Raw genomic sequence first — 17,731 nt, 5'->3', positions numbered from 1 at the left:
GCCAACACGCGGGACGCCCACCCGCCCCGCCTCCCCTGACCGAAGGAATCCCCGTCGTGCGCGTTCTCATCGTCCCGTTCCCGTGGAAGACCCATCTCTTCAACCTGGTGCCGCTCGCCTGGTCCCTGCAGACCGCCGGGCACGAGGTACGGGTGGCCGGGTGGCCCGACCTCCTCGACGCCGTGACCAGCGCGGGGCTCATGGGGGTGGGCGTGGGACCCGGCGAGACCGCGCAGGAGCGGAAGGCCGGCGACCTGCGCCAGCAGCGGGAGCGCAAGGCCGCCCCGCCGGTGCCGGGTCGCGGGCCGGCCGGGTCGGGGGGCCTCGACCCGCTGTTCGACGTACGGCCCGACCGCGAGCGGCTGGGCTGGGAGCAGGCCACGCGGGTCTTCGACGACCTGGTGCTGCCGCAGGCCCGCCGGTCGAACGACTCCATGATGGAGGACGTGGTCGAACTGGCTCTGGAATGGCGGCCCGACCTGGTGCTGTGGGGTGCGAAGGCCTTCGCCGGCGCGGTCGCCGCCGCCGCCGTGGGCGCGGTCCACGCCCGGGTCCTGTACTCGGTCGACGTCTACACCCGGATGCGAGAGGACTTCCTGCACGCCAAGGCGCGGCAGCCGGAGGACGACCGGACCGACAACCTCCAGGAGTGGCTGACGGACTGGGTGGAGAAGTACGGCGGCGAGTTCTCCGAGGACCTGGTGAACGGGCAGTTCACGATCGACCCGCTCCCCGCCGCCTTCCGGCCCGATCCGCGGCCGACGACGCTCCCCATGCAGTTCGTCCCCTACAACGGGCCTACCGTCGTGCCCCGTTGGCTCACGGAGCCGCCACGTGCGCCCCGCGTCCTGATGACTTTCGGCGACAACGTCAACGACGGGCCGGTGCGCCATCTGCTGCCGGTCGAGCGAATCCAGGAGATCCTCGACTCCGTGGGCGACCTGGACATCGAGCTGGTCCTCACGCTGCCCCGGCAGTCCCAGGAGGAGTTGAGCCGTGTCCCGGCCAACACCCGTCTCGTGGAGTCCGTACCGCTCTCGGAGGTGCTGCCGAGCTGCTCGGCGATGGTGCACCACGGTGGGACCTGGTCGTTCGGCTGCGCGCTGCGGTACGGGGTGCCGCAGCTGCTCGTCAGCCGGGCGTTCGACGTGCCGCTGAAGCTCCAGTGCCTCGACCGGACGGGCGCGGGGCTCTCCATGAAGCCCTCGGACGTCGACGGTCCCGCGGTACGCGAGGCGCTGCTGCGGCTTCTGGAGGACGAGACGCTCCGGGCCAACGCACAGCGGCTGCGGCAGGAGGTCCTTGCGATGCCGGCGCCGAACGAGCTGGTGCGCACCCTGGAGGGCCTGGTCCTGGCCCATCGGGCGGTGGCCCACCGGGCCGTCGCGCCCGCCGCGCGCTGAGAGCCACCGCGCGGCGACCCCGGCAGCCGCCGGAAGCGGGCCGCGCACCTGGCTCGATGCTGCTGGTCGATCCGGGGTCCTGGCGTGACGTCGGCCTCCGAGACCCGGTTGTGGTCCTGAGGCCGACGTTGTCGGACGAGCTCGGGCCGTTGTTCACGGACGAGGAGTTCGCGGACCCGTTCCCGGTCCGGGGAAGCCTGCCTGTCGCCGGGCCGGCTCGCGCGGGTAGCGGGCCGGGCCCGCACCCGCCGCTTCGCAGCACTTCGCCCCGCCGACCGAACGATCGACAGGGCGAAGTAGGAGGACCCGAACTGACCAACAGCATCCTGGCTCGTGCGGGACCCGCGGTGTGCCTTGGACCGGACTGGGTACCCGGTCGTGAGCCGACTGGAAGACCGGGCCGGACGCCTGGCCGGAGTTCCGGTCAGGCGGCGGGCACCGGGTCCGGAGCCGCCTGGCAGGTCGCGTCGGCGCCCCACCCGGCGGCCGGCCGGGTGCCGTCCCGCAGGAAGTTGCTGACGTGGGTGTTCAGGCAGGTGTTGTTGTTCGCGGAGAGGGCCGCGCCGACGCTGTGGCCGCCCTGCTCCATGATGAGCCGGGAGTTCGGGAAGCGCGCCTTCGTCTCGTATGCGCCGAGGAGGCCGTGCGCGGCGTCGAACTGCGGCTGGACGATGAGGACTTCCACGTTGCTGTTACCGACCTGCACGGGCGTCTGGGACGGCACCGGCCAGAAGGCGCAGGGCGCGGTGTACCAGGCGTTGCTCCAGGTCAGGAACTTGGCGCCGAGGGCGTGCTGGGCCGAGTAGGTCGCGCTGTAGGCGTTCCAGTCCTTCGGCCAGGGGCCGTCGGTGCAGTTGACCGCGTTGGTCATGGTGTGGCGGTTCTGGTGCGGGAAGCCCGGGTCCGAGTAGTTCGCCTTCAGCGACGTCGGGTCGCCGTTGGCGACGAAGTCGGAGAGGATCTTCGCGCGGTTCAGCCAGGTCCAGTGCCGGTAGACAACCGGCTCGAAGACGTCGGCCCACTCGGCCGGGCCTATCTTGCCGTCGACGGGCGCGGCACGGAGCTTGTTCTGGCCCTCGTAGTACTTGGCCTCGACCTGGGCAGCGGTCGTACCCAGGTGGTAGACGTTGTCGTACTTGGCGACCCAGGCGAAGAACAGGTCGGCGTTCACTTCCGACGTGAAGTTCTTGCTGGCCTGGTTCAGGAAGCCGACGCCGCTCGGGCTGACGACGCTGTCCAGGAGCAGCCGCTGGACCCGGTTCGGGTACAGGGTGGCGTAGATCGAGCCGAGGTAGGTGCCCCAGTCGGTGCCGAAGAAGGTGATCTTCTCCTGGCCGAGGGCGATGCGCATCTGGTCCAGGTCGTGCGCGGCGTCCTTGGTGGTCAGGTGCTTGAGCACGTCGCCGTACTGCTGGCCGCAGCTCTCGGCGTACGCCTTGGCGCGGTCGACCCAGGCCTGCTCGGCGGCCCGCGAGGTCGGGACCGGGTCCGGCTGGGTCGGGTTGATGTAGGAGGGGTCGCAGACAACGGCCGGCTCGCTGGCGCCCACGCCACGCGGGTCGAAGCCGATCCAGTCGTAGGCGGTGCCTACGTCGGAGGCGAGGCCGGTGGTGCCCTTCGCGTAACGCGTGGGCAGGTCACGGCCGATGCCGCCGGGCCACTGGCCGCGGTTGAGGATGACGACGCCCTTGTAGTCGGCGTCGGCGACGGTGTGCTTGGCACGGGTCAGCGCGAGCTTGATCTTCTGCCCTGCGGGGTTGCTGTAGTCGAGCGGCACCTCGACCTTGCCGCAGTCCAGGCCCTTGAGCATGGCGCCGAGGACCGGGTCGCTCTCCGGACACGGAGCCCATGCGATGGTGCCGGCGGTCGGAGTGACGGCGGTCTCCGCCGCCGCGACCGGGGTGAGGGTCGAACCCACCAGACCGGTCACGATCACTGTGGTGACCAATGCGAGCTTCTTCACGTGATTCCCCTTCTGAATACAACGCGCTCGCAGCCTGACAACGGGACCTCTATTTCCAGTCAACGCTGGCTGGAATCCCACTAGAAGTGAGCACGAATGGAGAAGTGCCGCGTCGGTGGATTTCCCTAGCATGCAAATACAAGATCCCGACCACAGGAGTGATCATGGCTGAATCCGCCATCCAGGGAATCAAGACCGTGCTGCATCCCGTCAAGGACCTGGCGACGGCCGAGAGCGTGTACACCGCCCTGCTCGGCATCAAGCCGCAGACCGTCTCCGACTTCTACGTCGGCTACGACGTCGCAGGCCAGCACATCGGCCTGGTGCCGGGAGCCGGTACGCAGGGCATGTCCGCGCCGGTCACGTACTGGCACGTGCCGGACATCGAGGCGAAGCTTGCGGAGGTGATCGCGGCGGGCGCCACCGTCCAGAACCCGGCCGCCGACGTCGGCGGCGGCCGTCTCGTCGCCACCGTCACGGACGTCGACGGCAACGTTCTCGGGCTGCTCCAGGACAGCTGAGGAAAACCCTCTCGCCCTCCCGGTTCCTGCTCGAACCTCGTCGAACCCGACTCGCATCCTCCTTGAGCCCGTCTCGCGTCCGGCTCGAACCTCGTTTGAGCCCCGCTCGATTTCCCCCCGAGCGGGGCTCGAGTCGTATGCGAGCGGGAATCGAGCGCGCCACAGCACCCTCGCCGGACGGGCCGGGCGACCGCGGCCCGGTCCTCAGCGAGCCTCAGCGAGGGAGACCCATGAGCCAGGAATCCGCCCCCGCCCACCGCCACGACCGGATCCGGGTGCACGGCGCGCGCGTGAACAACCTCAAGGACGTCGACGTCGAGATCCCCAAGCACCGGCTGACGGTCTTCACCGGGGTCTCCGGCTCGGGCAAGAGCTCCCTGGCGTTCGGCACGATCGCCGCCGAGTCACGGCGGCTGGTCGACGAGACGTACAGCGCCTTCGTCCAGGGCTTCATGCCGACGCACCCCCGCCCCGAGGTCGACGTCCTCGAAGGGCTGACCGCCGCGATCGTCGTCGACCAGCGACGCCTCGGCTCCGACCCCCGCTCCACCGTCGGCACCGCCACCGACGCCAACGCGATGCTGCGCATCCTCTTCAGCCGGCTCGGCACCCCCCACATCGGCCCGCCCAGCGCCTTCGCCTTCAACGTCCCGCGCCGCACGGCGAGCGGCGCCATGAACATCGACAAGGCCGACGGCAAGCGGATCGTCGTCCGCAAGGCCGTCTACCACGGCGGGATGTGCCCGCGCTGCGAAGGCCGCGGCACCGTCTCCGACATCGACCTCACCCAGCTGTACGACGACACGCGCGCGATCGGCGACGGCGCGTTCACGATCCCCGGCTGGAAGCAGGACAGCTTCTGGACCACCCGCGTCTACGCCGAGTCCGGCGTCCTCGACCCGCGCAAGCCCATCCGCGACTTCTCCGAACGGGAGATGCGCGAGTTCCTCCACGGCGAGCCCCGCAAGGTGAAGGTCGACGGGGTCAACCTCACCTACGAGGGCCTCCTCCCGAAGATCCGGAAGTCGATGCTGTCCAAGGACCGGGAGTCGCTCCAGCCGCACATCCGGGCCTTCGTCGACCGGGCCGTCGCCTTCACCACCTGCCCCGACTGCGCGGGCACCCGGCTCTCCGCCGAGGCCAGGTCCTCGAAGATCCACGGGATCTCGATGGCCGACGCCTGCGCGATGGAGATCAGGGAGCTCGCCGCCTGGGTGCGCGGCCTCGACGAGCCCTCGGTGGCGCCGCTGCTCACCGCACTCCAGCTGACCCTGGACTCGTTCGCGGAGATCGGCCTCGGCTACCTCTCCCTCGACCGGCCGGCGGGCACGCTGTCGGGCGGCGAGGCACAGCGCGTCAAGATGATCCGCCACCTCGGCTCCGCGCTCACCGACGTCACGTACGTCTTCGACGAGCCCACCACCGGCCTGCACCCGCACGACATCGCCGGCATGAACGAACTGCTGCTCCAACTGCGCGACAAGGGCAACACCGTCCTCGTCGTCGAGCACAAGCCGGAGGCCATCGCCATCGCCGACCACGTCGTCGACCTCGGCCCCGGCGCCGGCGCCGACGGCGGCCAGGTGCTGTACGAGGGCACGCTCGACGGGCTCCGCGCGAGCGGCACCCCGACCGGCCGCCGGCTCGACGACCGGGCCCCCCTGAAGGAGGCCGTACGGAAGCCGAAGGGGCACCTGGAGATCCGCGGCGCCGCCACCCACAACCTTCGGGACGTCGACGTCGACCTGCCGCTCGGCGTGCTCTGCGTGGTCACCGGCGTCGCCGGCTCCGGCAAGAGCTCCCTCGTCCACGGCTCGGTGGCGCGCCGGGACGGCGTGGTGGCCGCCGACCAGTCGCCGATCAAGGGCTCCCGGCGCAGCAACCCCGCCACGTACACCGGTCTCCTCGACCCGATCCGTACGGCCTTCGCCAAGGCCAACGGCGTGAAGCCCGCGCTGTTCAGCGCCAACTCCGAGGGCGCCTGCCCCACCTGCGACGGCATCGGCGTCCTCCACACCGATCTCGCGATGATGACCGACACCGCCACCACCTGCGAGGACTGCGAGGGGCGGCGCTTCGACGGCTCCGTCCTGGAGCACCTCTTCGGCGGCCTCGACATCAGCGAGGTCCTCGCGATGCCGGTCCACGAAGCCCTGGAGTTCTTCGGCGCGGGCGACACCCGCGTCCCCGCCGCCCACCGCATCCTCCAGCGCCTCTCCGACGTGGGCCTCGGCCACCTCTCCATCGGCCGGCCGCTCACCACCCTCTCCGGCGGTGAGCGGCAGCGGCTGAAGCTCGCCACGCACCTGGGCGAGAAGGGCGGGGTGATCGTCCTCGACGAACCGACCTCCGGGCTCCACCTCGCCGATGTGGAGAAGCTGCTCCAGCTCCTCGACCGGCTCGTGGACGCCGGCAAGTCCGTCATCGTCATCGAGCACCACCAGGCCGTGATGGCGCACGCCGACTGGATCGTCGACGTCGGCCCCGGAGCCGGCCAGGACGGCGGCCTGATCGTCTTCGAAGGCACCCCGGCCGAGCTCGTCGCCGGCCGTCCCACGCTCACCGGTGAACACCTGGCGGCCTATGTCGGGCGTTCAGCGGTTGGACCGGCAATCTGAAAGATGCCCCTGTTCAGGAAGTTCCTTAGCGTGCATTGCACGGCACCGCATCCCCATCACCGAAAAGGGCACAGGAATATGTTTCGACCGCGGAATTCCGACTGCGCTGTGATCTCATGAGAATCCTCGTCACCGGCGGCGCCGGATTCATCGGCTCCCACTACGTACGGACCATGCTCGACGGGGGATACCTGGGGTACGAGGACGCGCACGTCACCGTCCTCGACGCGCTCACCTATGCCGGCAACCGGGAGAACCTCCCCGCCGCGCACCCGCGGCTCACCTTCGTCCGGGGCGACATCCTCGACCGTGACCTGCTGCACAGCGTGCTCGAAGGCCAGGACGCGGTGGTCCACTTCGCGGCCGAGAGCCACGTCGACCGCTCCATCGAGAGCGGCGCCGACTTCGTCCGCACGAATGTGGAGGGCACCCAGGCCGTCATGGAGGCCGCCCTCGCGGTCGGCGTCGAGCGGGTCGTGCACATCTCCACGGACGAGGTGTACGGCTCCATCGACGAGGGTTTCTGGACCGAGGAGTCCCCGCTCCTCCCCAACTCCCCGTACGCCGCCTCCAAGGCCTCCTCCGACCTCATCGCGCTCGCCTATTTCCGCACCCACCGGCTGAACGTCTCGGTCACCCGCTGCTCCAACAATTACGGGCCGTACCAGCACCCCGAGAAGTTCATTCCGCTCGCGGTCACCAACCTCCTCGAAGGCCGCCGCATCCCCGTGTACGGGGACGGGCAGCAGATCCGCGAGTGGCTGCACGTCGACGACCACTGCCGGGCCGTGCAGCGGGTCCTGACCGGCGGCCGGGCCGGCGAGGCGTACAACATCGGCTCCGGATCGGCCGTGCCGAACCTGACGCTCGCCCACCGGCTCGTCGAACTCTGCGGCGTGGGCCTCGACATGATCGACCACGTCACCGACCGCAAGGGCCACGACCGCCGCTACGCCCTCGACCAGTCCAAGATCGAGGAGGAGCTCGGCCACCGGCCGCTCACCTCCTTCGACCGCGGCCTCGCGGAGACCGTCGCCTGGTACCGGGACAACCCGCAGTGGTGGAAGCCGGTCAAGGCGAGTGGGGGCCGGGCATGAGCACCCTGACCCGACTCGTCCCGCGCTCACGCGCCGGGATCACCGAGCGGCTCGCCCTCTCGGCCGCGACGCCGCAGGGCGCCCACCACACGACCGCCGAGGTCCTGGAGTGGCTCGACTTCCACCGGGTCACCTGCGGCACCGAGATCCGGCGGATCCCCTTCGCCGGGCTCGACAACTGGTCCTTCGCGCCGGACACCGGCAACCTGCGGCACAGCAGCGGGGCGTTCTTCACCGTCGAGGGCCTGCACGTCACCCGGCCGGACGGCTCGTGGCAGCAGCCGATCATCGCCCAGATGGAGATCGGCATCCTCGGCATCCTGGCCAAGGAGTTCGACGGGGTCCTCCACTTCCTCATGCAGGCCAAGATGGAGCCCGGCAACCCCAACCTCGTGCAGCTCTCCCCCACCGTGCAGGCCACCCGCAGCAACTACACCAAGGCCCACGGCGGCGCGGCCGTGAAGTACCTGGAGCACTTCCTGGAGCCCGACCGGCACCGGGTGCTCACCGACGTCCTCCAGTCCGAGCACGGCGCCTGGTTCTACCAGAAGCGCAACCGGAACATGATCGTCGAGGTCGACGCCGACGTCCCCGTCCATGTCCACGACGACTTCGCCTGGCTGACCCTCGGCCAGATCGTGGAGCTGCTCGCCCTGGACAACGTGGTGAACATGGACGCGCGCACCGTCCTCGCAAGCGCCCCCATGGCCCCCGAGGAGGAAGGCGCGCTGTCCTCCGACGGCGAGCTGCTCACCTGGTTCACCGGCGAGCGGGCCCGTCAGGACGTCCGCGCCCGCCGTATGCCGCTGCGCGAGATCTCCGGCTGGCGGCGGGACGCCCACTCCATCCACCGCGAGGACGATCGGTTCTTCCGGGTCGTGGCGGTCTCCGTGGAGGGCGCCGGCCGTGAGATCCGCGGCTGGACCCAGCCGATCATCGAGCCGGTCGGTCCCGGCCTGGTCGCCTTCGCGTACCGCGTGTTCGACGGCGTCCCGCACGTCCTCGTGCACGCGCGCGTGGAGGGCGGATTCCTCGACACCGTGGAGCTCGCGCCGACCGTGCAGTACGTGCCGTCGAACTACGCACACCTGCCGGCCGACCAGCGGCCGCCGTTCCTCGACCTGATGCTGGACGCCGCGCCCGAGCGGATCCGTTACTCTGCGGTCCACTCGGAGGAGGGCGGCCGGTTCCTCAACGCCGAGAGCCGCTATCTGATCGTCGAGACCGACGAGGCGACGACGCCGGCCGAGGCGCCGCCCGGCTTCCACTGGGTGACCCCGGGCCAGCTCAACTGGCTCGCCGGCCACAGCCGTTATGTGAACGTGCAGGCGCGGACACTGCTCGCGGTCCTCACCACCGCGGGCGCGGGGACGTTCTGACCGAGAAGGGCCCCAGCCGGCGCCGGGGCCCTCGCGGTCGCGCGCACACGGCCCGCACAGCACGAAGGCCCTGGTCGGTGGAGTTCTCCACCGGACAGGGCCTCTGTGTTGTGCGGGCCGATCGGGCCATTACTTGCTCGCGGCGAGCCGCGTGGTCATCGGGGTCCACTTCTTGGGGTTCACACGCCAGTCGACCGGCTCCTGCTTCGTGGCGACGTTGACGCGGTTCCAGAGGTTCACCAGGCCGATGTGGAGCACCACGGCGCCGAGCTGCTTCTCGTCCCAGTGCTTGGCGGCCTCGGCCCAGACCTCGTCCGAGACCGGGTCCTTCACATCGTTGATCCGCGTGGCGGCCTCGGCCAGCGCGAGCACCGAACGCTCGGCGTCGGTGAAGCAGGTCTGCTCCCTCCAGGTCTCCACCAGCGGCAGGCGGAAGTCCTCCTCGCCGGCCTCCTCGAACTCGCGCTTCTTCACGGGGATCTGGACCGGGCGGCCGTTGATCTGGCTCACCCGCAGGTGGATGAGAACGAGCGTCTGCAACGGCACACCGACACTGTTGATGGCCTTGACCAGTGCTCGCATGGGGGGCAGAACATCGGGGACGACCAGCGAAGGGTTAGGCATCCGCGGCGACATCTGTAATTCTCCTTCTGATGGGGATCGGAAAACAGCTTGCCCTCAGGGGCCGTTCTTTCTCAAGTGGTGCGGAATTCCGACTGCTCACTGATTTTCTTTGTGGCGCCTGCGGCTTCGGCGAATGCGTGGTGCAGTCGCCGGTCGGCCGTGTATCCGGCTTCCCATTGCACTCCGACGGCGAAGGGGTGGTCCGTCACCTCGACCGCCTCGACGGTCCCGTCCGCAGCCCGCGCGGTGACGGTGAGACCGTCGCCGAGCCGCTCCACCGCCTGGTGGTGGTGGCAGGCCGACTCCGGCTCACCCTCGTCGAGGATGCCGGCGATACGGCTGCCGGCCACGAGCTTGAGCGGGTGGCGTCCGAGGGTGAAGGACGGTGTGTCCGGACGGTGGCCGTCGTGGCCGGTGACGTCCGGAAGGTGCTGCTGGAGGGAGCCTCCGTGCAGCACATTGAGCAGCTGCATGCCGCGGCAGACGGCCAGGACGGGCAGTTCGGCGTCGAGTGCCGCTCTGACCAGAGCCAGTTCGACGCGGTCGGCGTCCGGGGTCATGGCCCGGGTGACCGGGTGCGCGGCCTCACCGTACAGCGCCGGGTCGATGTCCGGCCCGCCCGGGACGAGGAGGCCGTCGATCCGGTCGACGAGCTCCTCGACACCGGGCAGCAGCGGCAGGAGGAGCGGGGCGCAGCCGGCCTCGGCGAGGTAGGCGATGTGGGCCTGGAGTGCGAGGCTGACGACCAGGTCGGAGCCCTGGAGCGTGACCGGCGCGGTCCGCGCGACGATCCCGATGACGGGCCGCCGGGGCACCTCCGCCGGGTGATTCGGGATTGAATTCATGACCACCCTTGGGGGTTTCCGGGTTCGACTGAGGAAAAGAAGCAGATGAAACAACCGTCCCCGGAGACGGACCCGCCGTCAAAAATATCCGCGGGGCGTGAATCCATGGCCCGTGTTCAACCCCGGATCGGGGCGGAGCACTACTGAACGGAATGCCGGTCCTGGTACCACAGAGTCGGGATCCTTCTGTCTCCCGATATCTCTCGCACCCCCTTCACCTGAGGTGACCATGATCGAGGCGAAGCACATCACGAAACGCTACGGCGGCAAGACCGCCGTGGACGACCTGTCCTTCACGGTCAAGCCCGGCCGGGTCACCGGCTTCCTGGGCCCCAACGGCGCGGGCAAGTCCACCACGATGCGGCTGCTCCTCGGCTTGGACCGGCCCGACGCGGGTGAGGCCACCATCAACGGTGTGCCCTACCGCGACCTCGCGCAGCCGATGCGCGCGGTCGGCGCCCTCCTGGAGGCGCGCGCCGTGCACACCGGCCGCAGCGCCTACGACCACCTGCTCTGCCTCGCGCAGACCCAGGGCTTCGGCAAGCGCCGGGTCGAGGAGGTCATCGAGCAGGTAGGCCTCGGGTCAGTGGCGCGCAAGCGCGCGGGCGGCTTCTCCCTCGGCATGGGCCAGCGGCTCGGCATCGCCACCGCGCTGCTCGGCGACCCGGCGGCGCTGATCCTGGACGAGCCGCTCAACGGCCTGGACCCGGAGGGCATCCTCTGGATCCGCAACCTGATGAAGTCGCTGGCGGCCGAGGGCCGTGCCGTCTTCGTCTCCAGCCACCTGATGAACGAGATGGCCGTCACCGCCGAGCACCTCATCGTCATCGGCCGCGGTCGGCTGGTCGCCGACTGCTCCACCGAGGAGTTCATCGAGCGCAGCACCAAGCAGTCGGTCCTGGTGAAGACCCCCGAGCGGGAGAAGCTCGCCGAGCTGCTCAAGGCGGAGGGCGCCACGGTCACCGAGGTCGAGGGCGATCTGGACGTCGTCGGGCTCGTGGCCCCGCGCATCGCCGAACTCGCCGCCGCCGGCGGCCTGGTCCTGCACGAGCTCTCGACCAGCCGCGGCTCGCTGGAGGACGCCTTCATGGAACTGACCAAGGACGCCGTCGAGTACGACGCCGCCGTGCCCGCCGCCGGAGGTGCGAAGTGACCACCCTGACCGCCCCCGCCCCGGCGTCCGCCGCCGAAGCGCAGCACAAGCCGAGCCTCGGACGGCTGATGCTCTCGGAGTGGACGAAGATCCGCTCGGTGCGCTCCACCGTCTGGTCGCTGGCCATCCTGGTCGTGGTGTCCCTGATCTTCACCGCGCTGTTCATGCAGATGGGCGTCGCGAACTGGGACAAGAGCGAGCCGGCCCAGCAGGCCGCGATGCGGATCGACCCGACCGGCACGATCCTGGGCAGCGGCATCCTGCTCAGCCAGCTCGCGGTCTGCGTGCTCGGCGTGATGGTCATCGCCTCGGAGTACTCCACGGGCATGATCCGCGCAAGCCTGCTCGCCGTCCCGAAGCGCGTCCCGGTCCTCGCGGCCAAGGGCGCCGTCTTCGGTCTCCTGGTCCTCGTCGTCGGCGAGGTGACCGCGTTCGGCTCGTTCCTCATCGGCGCGCCGATCCTGAAGGAGAAGGCGCCGGTCGCGCTCAGCGACCCGGGCGTCCTGCGGGCCGTCGCCGGCACCGGCCTCTACCTGGCCCTGCTCGGTCTGTTCGCGCTCGCCGTCGGCGCGATCATCCGGCACACGGCCGCGAGCATCACCGGTGTCATCGGCTTCGTCCTGGTGCTCACGCCGATGGCCGCGCTGCTGCCCGGCAAGGCCGGCACGTACGTCCACGCCTACCTGCCCACCCAGGCAGGCTTCATGATGACCCAGCAGCAGTCGCGCGTCGGCGACGTGCTGGGGCCCTGGCAGGGAATCGGAGTCCTCGCCCTGTGGACCGCCGCGCTGCTGGCCGTCGCCGCGGTGCTGCTGCGCCGCAGGGACGCCTGACCTCCCCGCCCACCGCGGGTGTCCGCCGATCCGGCGGGCGCCCGCGGTGTCGTGTTTCCAGGGAGCGTCCACCCTCCCTCGACTGCGGCTGAAGACCGTCCTGCGACTCTCTGAACAGCGGCAGCAGAGAGGGAGAAAACGGAATGGCTCACAGCAATGCCCAAGCCGTCTTGATAACGAGTGCATTCAGCTCCGCCAAGACGGCGATCCCCGACTCGTCGGGACGCAGTGAATTCGATCTGAAGAACTTCGAAAAACTGCCTGCGCGCGACGTTCCCATCAGCGCCCTGTCGGCCGGGGTGCCCCTGCGTCAGGGCGGTACGGACGCCGCCCATATCCAGCTGCTCGTCGACGCGGCGAGCACGACGGAACTCCCGCCCATTCTCGTCAAGATGGACGGCTATCGCATCATTGACGGTCTGCACCGGCTCGAGGCCGCGCGGCTCCGGGGCGACACCACCATCAAGGCGCGCTTCCTCGACTGCTCGAACTCCGAGGCGCTCGTCATCGCCATGAAGGCGAACGGCTCGCACGGTCTGCCCCTGTCGAAGGCGGACCGCATGGCCGGCGCCCAGCGCGTCCTGAGCTCCCACCCCGACTGGTCCGACCGCGCCATCGCGGGCATCACCGGTCTGAGCGCGAAGACGATCTCCTCGCTGCGTGACCGTACGGAGGAGGCGACACCGCTCGACGGCAAGCGCATCGGCCGGGACGGCCGCAGGCGTCCGGTGGACGCGGGCGAGGGCCGGCGTCGGGCCGCCGAGTACATCGCCGCGCACCCGAACGCGCCGCTGCGGCAGGTCGCCCGCGAGACCGACGTGTCGCTCGGCACCGTCCACGACGTGAGCATGCGGCTGCGGCGCGGCGAGGGCCCGGAGCGGGACGGCCGCCAGTCTGCCGCCGCACGGGAGCGCGCTGCCACGACCGTACCGCAGGACCGCGCCGGTCAGCAGGGCCCGTTCGACCGCCCCAACCACCCGGCGCAGCCCGGTCCGTTCGCGCAGCCCGGCCGGCCCGCGCACCCGGCGCACCCGGTGCACACGCTGCCGACCGTCCGGCCGCTCCAGTCGCTCCAGGCCGTGCCGTCCGTGCGGTCCGTACCACCCGTGGGCCGCTCTGAGGAGTCGGCGCGTACGGCTCCGGCGGCGGGCGGCGCGTCCCGGGCCCCGCTGCGGGTGGCGACCGGCGCGGACGCCGCACCGCAGCGCAGGAACCACACCGAGGCGCCGCCCGCGTGGGCGACGGTCGCGGCGAAGATGGCCAGCGACCCGGCCATCCGCTACACGGCCGGCGGCCGGGATTTCCTCCGCTGGATGCAGGCGCACGCCACCGACCCGAACGAGGAGTGGCGCAACCTGGTCGACGCCGTCCCGGCGCACTGGGTCGGTGTCATCGCCCCCATAGCCGAGCGCATCGGCCGCGAGTGGCACCTGCTCGCCGAGCAGCTCAAGACCAAGCAGGACATAGTGTCGTGACCTGCTCGGTCAGAGCCGCCAGGCGGGCAGGGCCCGGGGCGGCCTACGCCACGGGGGCCGGCTCCGGCGCCGCGGACACCACCCTGAGGTGGCCCGCGGCCCGGCGCCCCCCGACCACCGGCTCGCCCTCCGGATTGACGGAGGCACAGCCGGGGTGGGACACGACCTCGGCCGGCGGGACGAGTTCGGGCAGCGCCAGCAGGATCGGCGGATCGGTGGCCCGTACGGGCCGCAGCCGGACGGCGGCGCTCACGATGCCGTCGTCGGTGACGGGCACGGTCGTCGGGCCGCGCCCCGCGACGAGGGTGGTCCGCCGGGTGCGGGCCTCGGGCCCGATGCCGTCGGCGACCGCCACCGCGAGCAAGTGCCACTCCCCCTCGGGGACGTTCTGGAGCGAGTAGCAGGACGGCCGGCCGGCCGGTACGTCGACGACGACCGAGGCGACGCACGGGTGCTGGACCACGGGTGTGGCGAAGGCCCCGAGGAACACGCGCGCGTTGCCGTGGCCGGCCGGGAGGCTGATGGTGCCCGCGATGGTGCCGTACCCGGCCCGGAGGTCGGGCTCCGGTCCCGGCAGTCCGCCCTCGCCGTCCCGCGTCAGCCGCCGGTATCTGGTCGGGGAGACCCCGACGCCGGACGTGAAGGAGTTGGTGAACGACCCCAGGCTGTTGTAGCCGACCGCGTAGGAGATATCGGTGATGCTCATCGAGGTGTGCTCGATGAGCCGCTTGGCCTCGTGAATGCGGATCGCTGCCAGAAATCTGCCGGGGGTGATCCCGGTCTCCTCCTTGAACAGCCGCGTGAAATAGAAGCGGCTGAGCAGAGCGCTTTCGGCGATCTCCGTGAGAGTCAGCGGCTCGCCGTAACGCTCCCGAATGTACTCGATCGCCCTTTCCGCTGCGTTATCCATACGCACCTCACTACGTCTCGATCCAGACAGCAGAGTCGCGCGGCGACATCGTGCATAACTCGAAGAACACTCGTGAGATGTTCACTTGCGTTCTCGCCCTCGCGGACCGCCCGGTCTCGAACAGCCCGTCGGCGAACGCGGCGTCTCCCATCCGAACCGGGGCAAGGACGAGGACTTCCCCGTCGTCGGCTACGGGCATCCCGGGGATCGGCAATTCGACCTGAGGCAAGTCCGGGCCGGGCCGGCGGTATCGGCCGACGGCGGTGTTCCGGTCCATGCCCGGGTCTTCGGCGGCGGAGCGGCCGAAGAGTCCGTTTCATCGCCCCGGCGCCGACCGGGCAGACCCGGCCGAGGCCCTGATCCACTACAAGGGCCAGGGCACGGTCGAGCGCCGCCACCCGACTTCAAAGGGCCTCTCGCGGTCGCCCCGGTCTTCGTCCGGCACAACCGGCGCGTCACCGCCGTGATCCAGGTCATCTGCCTGGTCCTGCTCGTCTTCTGCCTCGTCGAACGGCAGTTCAGACGCGTGCTCGGCCCCGAACAGGCCATGACCGGCCTCTACCCCCGACAACCGCCGGGTCCGTCCCACCGGCCGCGTGATCTCCTACCACCTCGGCGAACTCACACTCCGGATCGGCCACGTCACCGACCCGTCCGCCACAGACCTGAAACGGTGACCCGCGACGTACGGGTCCAGGCGCATGGACGTCTTCCACGGCTCTGTCGGTCTCGCCGCTGGTCCCGCCCCCGGTCGGTCTCAGCCCACTGCCGTCTTCACGAGGGCGCTGATGCGCTGTTCGTCGGCCGCGGTCAACTCCTTCAGGGCGTAGGTGGTCGGCCACATCGCACCGTCGTCGAGTGCCGCCTGGTCGCTGAAGCCGAGCGTGGCGTACCTGGACTTGAACTTCTCCGCGCTCTGGAAGTGGCAGACGACCTTGCCGTCCCTGGCGTACGCGGGCATCCCGTACCAGAGCTTGGGCGCGAGGTCGGGAGCGGCGGTCTTGACGATCTCGTGGATCCGCTCGGCGAGGACCCGGTCCGCTTCCGGCATCTCGGCGATCTTCGCGAGCACGTCCTGCTCCGCTGCCGCCTCCTTCTCCGCCCGGGACGCACCACGCCGCGCCGCCGTCTTCTTCTGCTCGCGTGCGTGCTCCTTCATCGCGGCCCGCTCCTCGGCGGTGAATCCGTCGTACTTCTCGGCGGGCGACTTCGTGGACGGCATAACAGGTTTCCTCTCGTGCAAAAGGTGAGACAGGGCGGTGCGGAAGTACGGGACCGGAGGTCAGGACGGTGTGGGGGCGGCCGGCGCGGCGGCCTCCCAGGCGAAGCCGTCCGGGTCGGTGAAGGAGTCGGCGGTGCTGCCGAGGACGATGCGGTGCGAGCCGGTGCCGTCGGCGGGGACGCCGAGGTCCTTGGCCAGCGCGCGGTGCTTGTACAGCGCCAGCTTGACGGGGCTGGACTGATCGGCGGCGAACTCGGCGTACTTGCCGCCGAAGCTCTTGGCCACGGTCAGGCCCCGGCCTACGTAGAACTGCTTGGTGGCCTTCACGTCCTCGACACCGAGCAGCAGGACGACCTCGTCGATCTCGCGGGTGGCGGGGCCAGTGTCCTTCTTCGCCGAGGTCGCGATCTTCCAGATCGTCCCGTCCGGGGCCTGGAGGGCGCCGCCGTAGCCCCACAGCGACTTCGCCGCGGGCTTCAGCACCGTGGCGCCGGCGTCCACGGCGGCGGTGAAGAAGCCGTCGACGGTGGCCGGGTTGGACACCGTGAGCCCCAGGGTGAAGCCGCGGAATCCGGTGGAGTGTGCCTCGGACGCCCGCAGGCGGATGTACGTGTCCACGCCGAAGGCGCCGTAGAAGCGGCGGGCGGCCTCGAGGTCGGCCACCTCAAGGGTGACCGACGCGAGGGACACGGGGGCTGCGGTGGAAGTGGTGGTTGCCATGTCCGTCACCCTAGGGGGCTGGGTGTGGCCGGGGCTTCTCGAATCCTGCCCAGTCTCGCCGCTTGCGCGGCATGCCGACCAACTCGGTGAAGCGGGTGGTGAACGTGCCCAGGGCCAGGTGGTCTCGATGCGGAGCCATCGTCGTCATGGAGGGCCAGGAGGCGGAGCCAGGCGTCGAGGCCGGCGGCGAGATCGCAGGTGAGCATCCCCTTGCGGTTCAGGGGACGCCGCCCGTCGCGCAGCACGTCCGACCGGGCACTCTCGCGCGCCGTCACCGTTCACACCCGTTCCTTCTGAAGGGATGCCATCGGACAACGGCTCCGGTCCCGGGCCGGGCTGCGCTTCATGAGCTCCCCATGGCGGTCCCAAGCGATTCTCAAGCGGGACCAAACCGCTCCTTTAGGCGGGTGGCGCACGGTGAACGAAGGCCTGAAGGAGGGGGAATGGGCAATTTCGACACCGCGCCCACGCTCCGGGTGGAGCGCGGGCGGGCCAGCGACGAGGAGCTGGCCGCGGTCACCGTCGTGCTGTGCTCACTACTGGCGGGGCGAGACGAGGAGAGCGGCGACGTGCAGTCGCCCGAGGTCCCCCGGTGGGATCCGGAGCGGGTCGGCGCGGTCTACCGCTCCCCGTACAGCTGGCGTTAGGCGCCGGCTGTTTCACCCTGGCTGATTCGTGTGCGCGCCATGCCCCACCGCAACAGACCGCACAAGCGGCTTGTTGTGGTGGTGCGTCGATCGGGCCGCACCTTGAGAGAGGGAGGGACGTGTCGTGACAGTAGTGAAGAGCATTCCTCGGGCCTCTGTGGAGGCGGCGAACGCTCATGGGCGTGTGGCCGAGCTGCACGCGATCCGTGCGCAGGCGGCCGGCGGTCCGAGTGAGCGCGCGACCGAGGCGCAGCACGCGAAGGGCAAGCTGACGGCGCGTGAGCGCATCGAGCTGCTGCTCGATCCTGGTTCCTTCAGCGA

General features: G+C 70.3%; 15 protein-coding genes and 1 pseudogene. 10 read left to right on the top strand and 6 right to left on the bottom strand.

Annotated features, from left to right (window positions below; all coding sequences use genetic code 11):
• Positions 1–56 precede the first annotated feature (56 nt).
• Entirely contained in the window at positions 57–1,403 is a 1,347-nt protein-coding gene (locus ABZ318_RS27860; protein WP_356905227.1) for an activator-dependent family glycosyltransferase, read from the top strand.
• Positions 1,404–1,827: 424 nt separating this feature from the next.
• On the opposite strand, the gene ABZ318_RS27855 is transcribed toward ABZ318_RS27860, so the two are convergent.
• On the bottom strand, positions 1,828–3,366 hold the full coding sequence (locus ABZ318_RS27855) for an alpha/beta fold hydrolase (RefSeq protein WP_356905226.1): 1,539 nt from the start codon (positions 3,364–3,366) through the stop codon (positions 1,828–1,830).
• 164 nt (positions 3,367–3,530) lie between these two features.
• On the opposite strand from ABZ318_RS27855, the gene ABZ318_RS27850 reads away from it, so the two are divergent.
• From ABZ318_RS27850 to ABZ318_RS27835, 4 genes are all read left to right on the top strand, one after another.
• Complete coding sequence (locus ABZ318_RS27850; RefSeq protein ID WP_356905225.1) at positions 3,531–3,887, top strand: VOC family protein; 357 nt, start codon at positions 3,531–3,533, stop codon at positions 3,885–3,887.
• A 230-nt stretch (positions 3,888–4,117) separates the two neighbouring features.
• Positions 4,118–6,505 carry an excinuclease ABC subunit UvrA gene (locus ABZ318_RS27845; RefSeq protein ID WP_356905224.1) on the top strand — a complete coding sequence of 796 codons (2,388 nt, stop codon included), beginning with the start codon at positions 4,118–4,120 and terminating at the stop codon, positions 6,503–6,505.
• Positions 6,506–6,621: 116 nt separating this feature from the next.
• Positions 6,622–7,602 (top strand): dTDP-glucose 4,6-dehydratase, encoded by a 981-nt coding sequence (gene rfbB, locus ABZ318_RS27840; protein WP_356905223.1) that lies wholly within the window; start codon positions 6,622–6,624, stop codon positions 7,600–7,602.
• Positions 7,599–8,981: an NDP-hexose 2,3-dehydratase family protein gene (locus ABZ318_RS27835; RefSeq protein ID WP_356905222.1), complete on the top strand. Its 1,383-nt coding sequence runs from the start codon at positions 7,599–7,601 to the stop codon at positions 8,979–8,981. Before rfbB ends, ABZ318_RS27835 begins: the two co-directional genes overlap by 4 nt.
• A gap of 129 nt (positions 8,982–9,110) precedes the next feature.
• On the opposite strand, the gene ABZ318_RS27830 is transcribed toward ABZ318_RS27835, so the two are convergent.
• Both ABZ318_RS27830 and ABZ318_RS27825 read right to left on the bottom strand, forming a co-directional pair.
• Positions 9,111–9,605 carry a carboxymuconolactone decarboxylase family protein gene (locus ABZ318_RS27830; protein WP_356905221.1) on the bottom strand — a complete coding sequence of 165 codons (495 nt, stop codon included), beginning with the start codon at positions 9,603–9,605 and terminating at the stop codon, positions 9,111–9,113.
• A 71-nt stretch (positions 9,606–9,676) separates the two neighbouring features.
• Entirely contained in the window at positions 9,677–10,450 is a 774-nt protein-coding gene (locus ABZ318_RS27825) for a gamma-glutamyl-gamma-aminobutyrate hydrolase family protein (RefSeq protein WP_356905220.1), read from the bottom strand.
• Positions 10,451–10,679: 229 nt separating this feature from the next.
• On the opposite strand from ABZ318_RS27825, the gene ABZ318_RS27820 reads away from it, so the two are divergent.
• From ABZ318_RS27820 to ABZ318_RS27810, 3 genes are all read left to right on the top strand, one after another.
• Positions 10,680–11,603: an ATP-binding cassette domain-containing protein gene (locus tag ABZ318_RS27820; protein ID WP_356905219.1), complete on the top strand. Its 924-nt coding sequence runs from the start codon at positions 10,680–10,682 to the stop codon at positions 11,601–11,603.
• A complete protein-coding gene (locus ABZ318_RS27815; RefSeq protein WP_356905218.1) occupies positions 11,600–12,436 on the top strand; it encodes an ABC transporter permease in 837 nt (278 codons plus the stop codon). Before ABZ318_RS27820 ends, ABZ318_RS27815 begins: the two co-directional genes overlap by 4 nt.
• A gap of 170 nt (positions 12,437–12,606) precedes the next feature.
• Entirely contained in the window at positions 12,607–13,911 is a 1,305-nt protein-coding gene (locus ABZ318_RS27810) for a ParB N-terminal domain-containing protein (protein WP_356905217.1), read from the top strand.
• A 43-nt stretch (positions 13,912–13,954) separates the two neighbouring features.
• On the opposite strand, the gene ABZ318_RS27805 is transcribed toward ABZ318_RS27810, so the two are convergent.
• The 3 genes from ABZ318_RS27805 to ABZ318_RS27795 all read right to left on the bottom strand — a co-directional run bounded on the left by ABZ318_RS27805 (position 13,955) and on the right by ABZ318_RS27795 (position 16,763).
• Positions 13,955–14,821: an AraC family transcriptional regulator gene (locus ABZ318_RS27805; RefSeq protein ID WP_356905216.1), complete on the bottom strand. Its 867-nt coding sequence runs from the start codon at positions 14,819–14,821 to the stop codon at positions 13,955–13,957.
• Between the two features lie 757 nt (positions 14,822–15,578).
• A complete protein-coding gene (locus tag ABZ318_RS27800) occupies positions 15,579–16,043 on the bottom strand; it encodes a DUF1801 domain-containing protein (protein WP_356905215.1) in 465 nt (154 codons plus the stop codon).
• Positions 16,044–16,103: 60 nt separating this feature from the next.
• A complete protein-coding gene (locus ABZ318_RS27795) occupies positions 16,104–16,763 on the bottom strand; it encodes a glyoxalase (protein ID WP_356905214.1) in 660 nt (219 codons plus the stop codon).
• 443 nt (positions 16,764–17,206) lie between these two features.
• On the opposite strand from ABZ318_RS27795, the gene ABZ318_RS27790 reads away from it, so the two are divergent.
• The gene (locus tag ABZ318_RS27790) at positions 17,207–17,410 is read left to right on the top strand and encodes an acyl-CoA carboxylase subunit epsilon (RefSeq protein WP_356905213.1); all 204 of its coding nucleotides are present in this window, start codon (positions 17,207–17,209) and stop codon (positions 17,408–17,410) included.
• Positions 17,411–17,534: 124 nt separating this feature from the next.
• Positions 17,535–17,731: pseudogene (locus ABZ318_RS27785) on the top strand (methylmalonyl-CoA carboxyltransferase); the annotation flags it as partial.

This window comes from Streptomyces sp. NPDC006197 (genome assembly GCF_040613865.1).
In the GTDB taxonomy this organism is placed as follows: Bacteria; Actinomycetota; Actinomycetes; order Streptomycetales; family Streptomycetaceae; genus Streptomyces.
Note: the sequence above shows the minus strand (reverse complement) of the source record. Positions and strands in the feature narration are given on the sequence as shown.

Bases quoted from the DNA above. Each gene is read 5' to 3' on its own strand.
- ABZ318_RS27795 (WP_356905214.1), bottom strand. From the start codon at position 16,763: ATGGCAACCACCACTTCCACCGCAGCCCCCGTGTCCCTCGCGTCGGTC.
- ABZ318_RS27805 (WP_356905216.1), bottom strand. From the start codon at position 14,821: ATGGATAACGCAGCGGAAAGGGCGATCGAGTACATTCGGGAGCGTTAC.
- rfbB (WP_356905223.1), top strand. From the start codon at position 6,622: ATGAGAATCCTCGTCACCGGCGGCGCCGGATTCATCGGCTCCCACTAC.
- ABZ318_RS27825 (WP_356905220.1), bottom strand. From the start codon at position 10,450: ATGAATTCAATCCCGAATCACCCGGCGGAGGTGCCCCGGCGGCCCGTC.
- ABZ318_RS27850 (WP_356905225.1), top strand. From the start codon at position 3,531: ATGGCTGAATCCGCCATCCAGGGAATCAAGACCGTGCTGCATCCCGTC.
- ABZ318_RS27790 (WP_356905213.1), top strand. From the start codon at position 17,207: ATGGGCAATTTCGACACCGCGCCCACGCTCCGGGTGGAGCGCGGGCGG.
- ABZ318_RS27845 (WP_356905224.1), top strand. From the start codon at position 4,118: ATGAGCCAGGAATCCGCCCCCGCCCACCGCCACGACCGGATCCGGGTG.
- ABZ318_RS27830 (WP_356905221.1), bottom strand. From the start codon at position 9,605: ATGCCTAACCCTTCGCTGGTCGTCCCCGATGTTCTGCCCCCCATGCGA.
- ABZ318_RS27835 (WP_356905222.1), top strand. From the start codon at position 7,599: ATGAGCACCCTGACCCGACTCGTCCCGCGCTCACGCGCCGGGATCACC.
- ABZ318_RS27820 (WP_356905219.1), top strand. From the start codon at position 10,680: ATGATCGAGGCGAAGCACATCACGAAACGCTACGGCGGCAAGACCGCC.
- ABZ318_RS27800 (WP_356905215.1), bottom strand. From the start codon at position 16,043: ATGCCGTCCACGAAGTCGCCCGCCGAGAAGTACGACGGATTCACCGCC.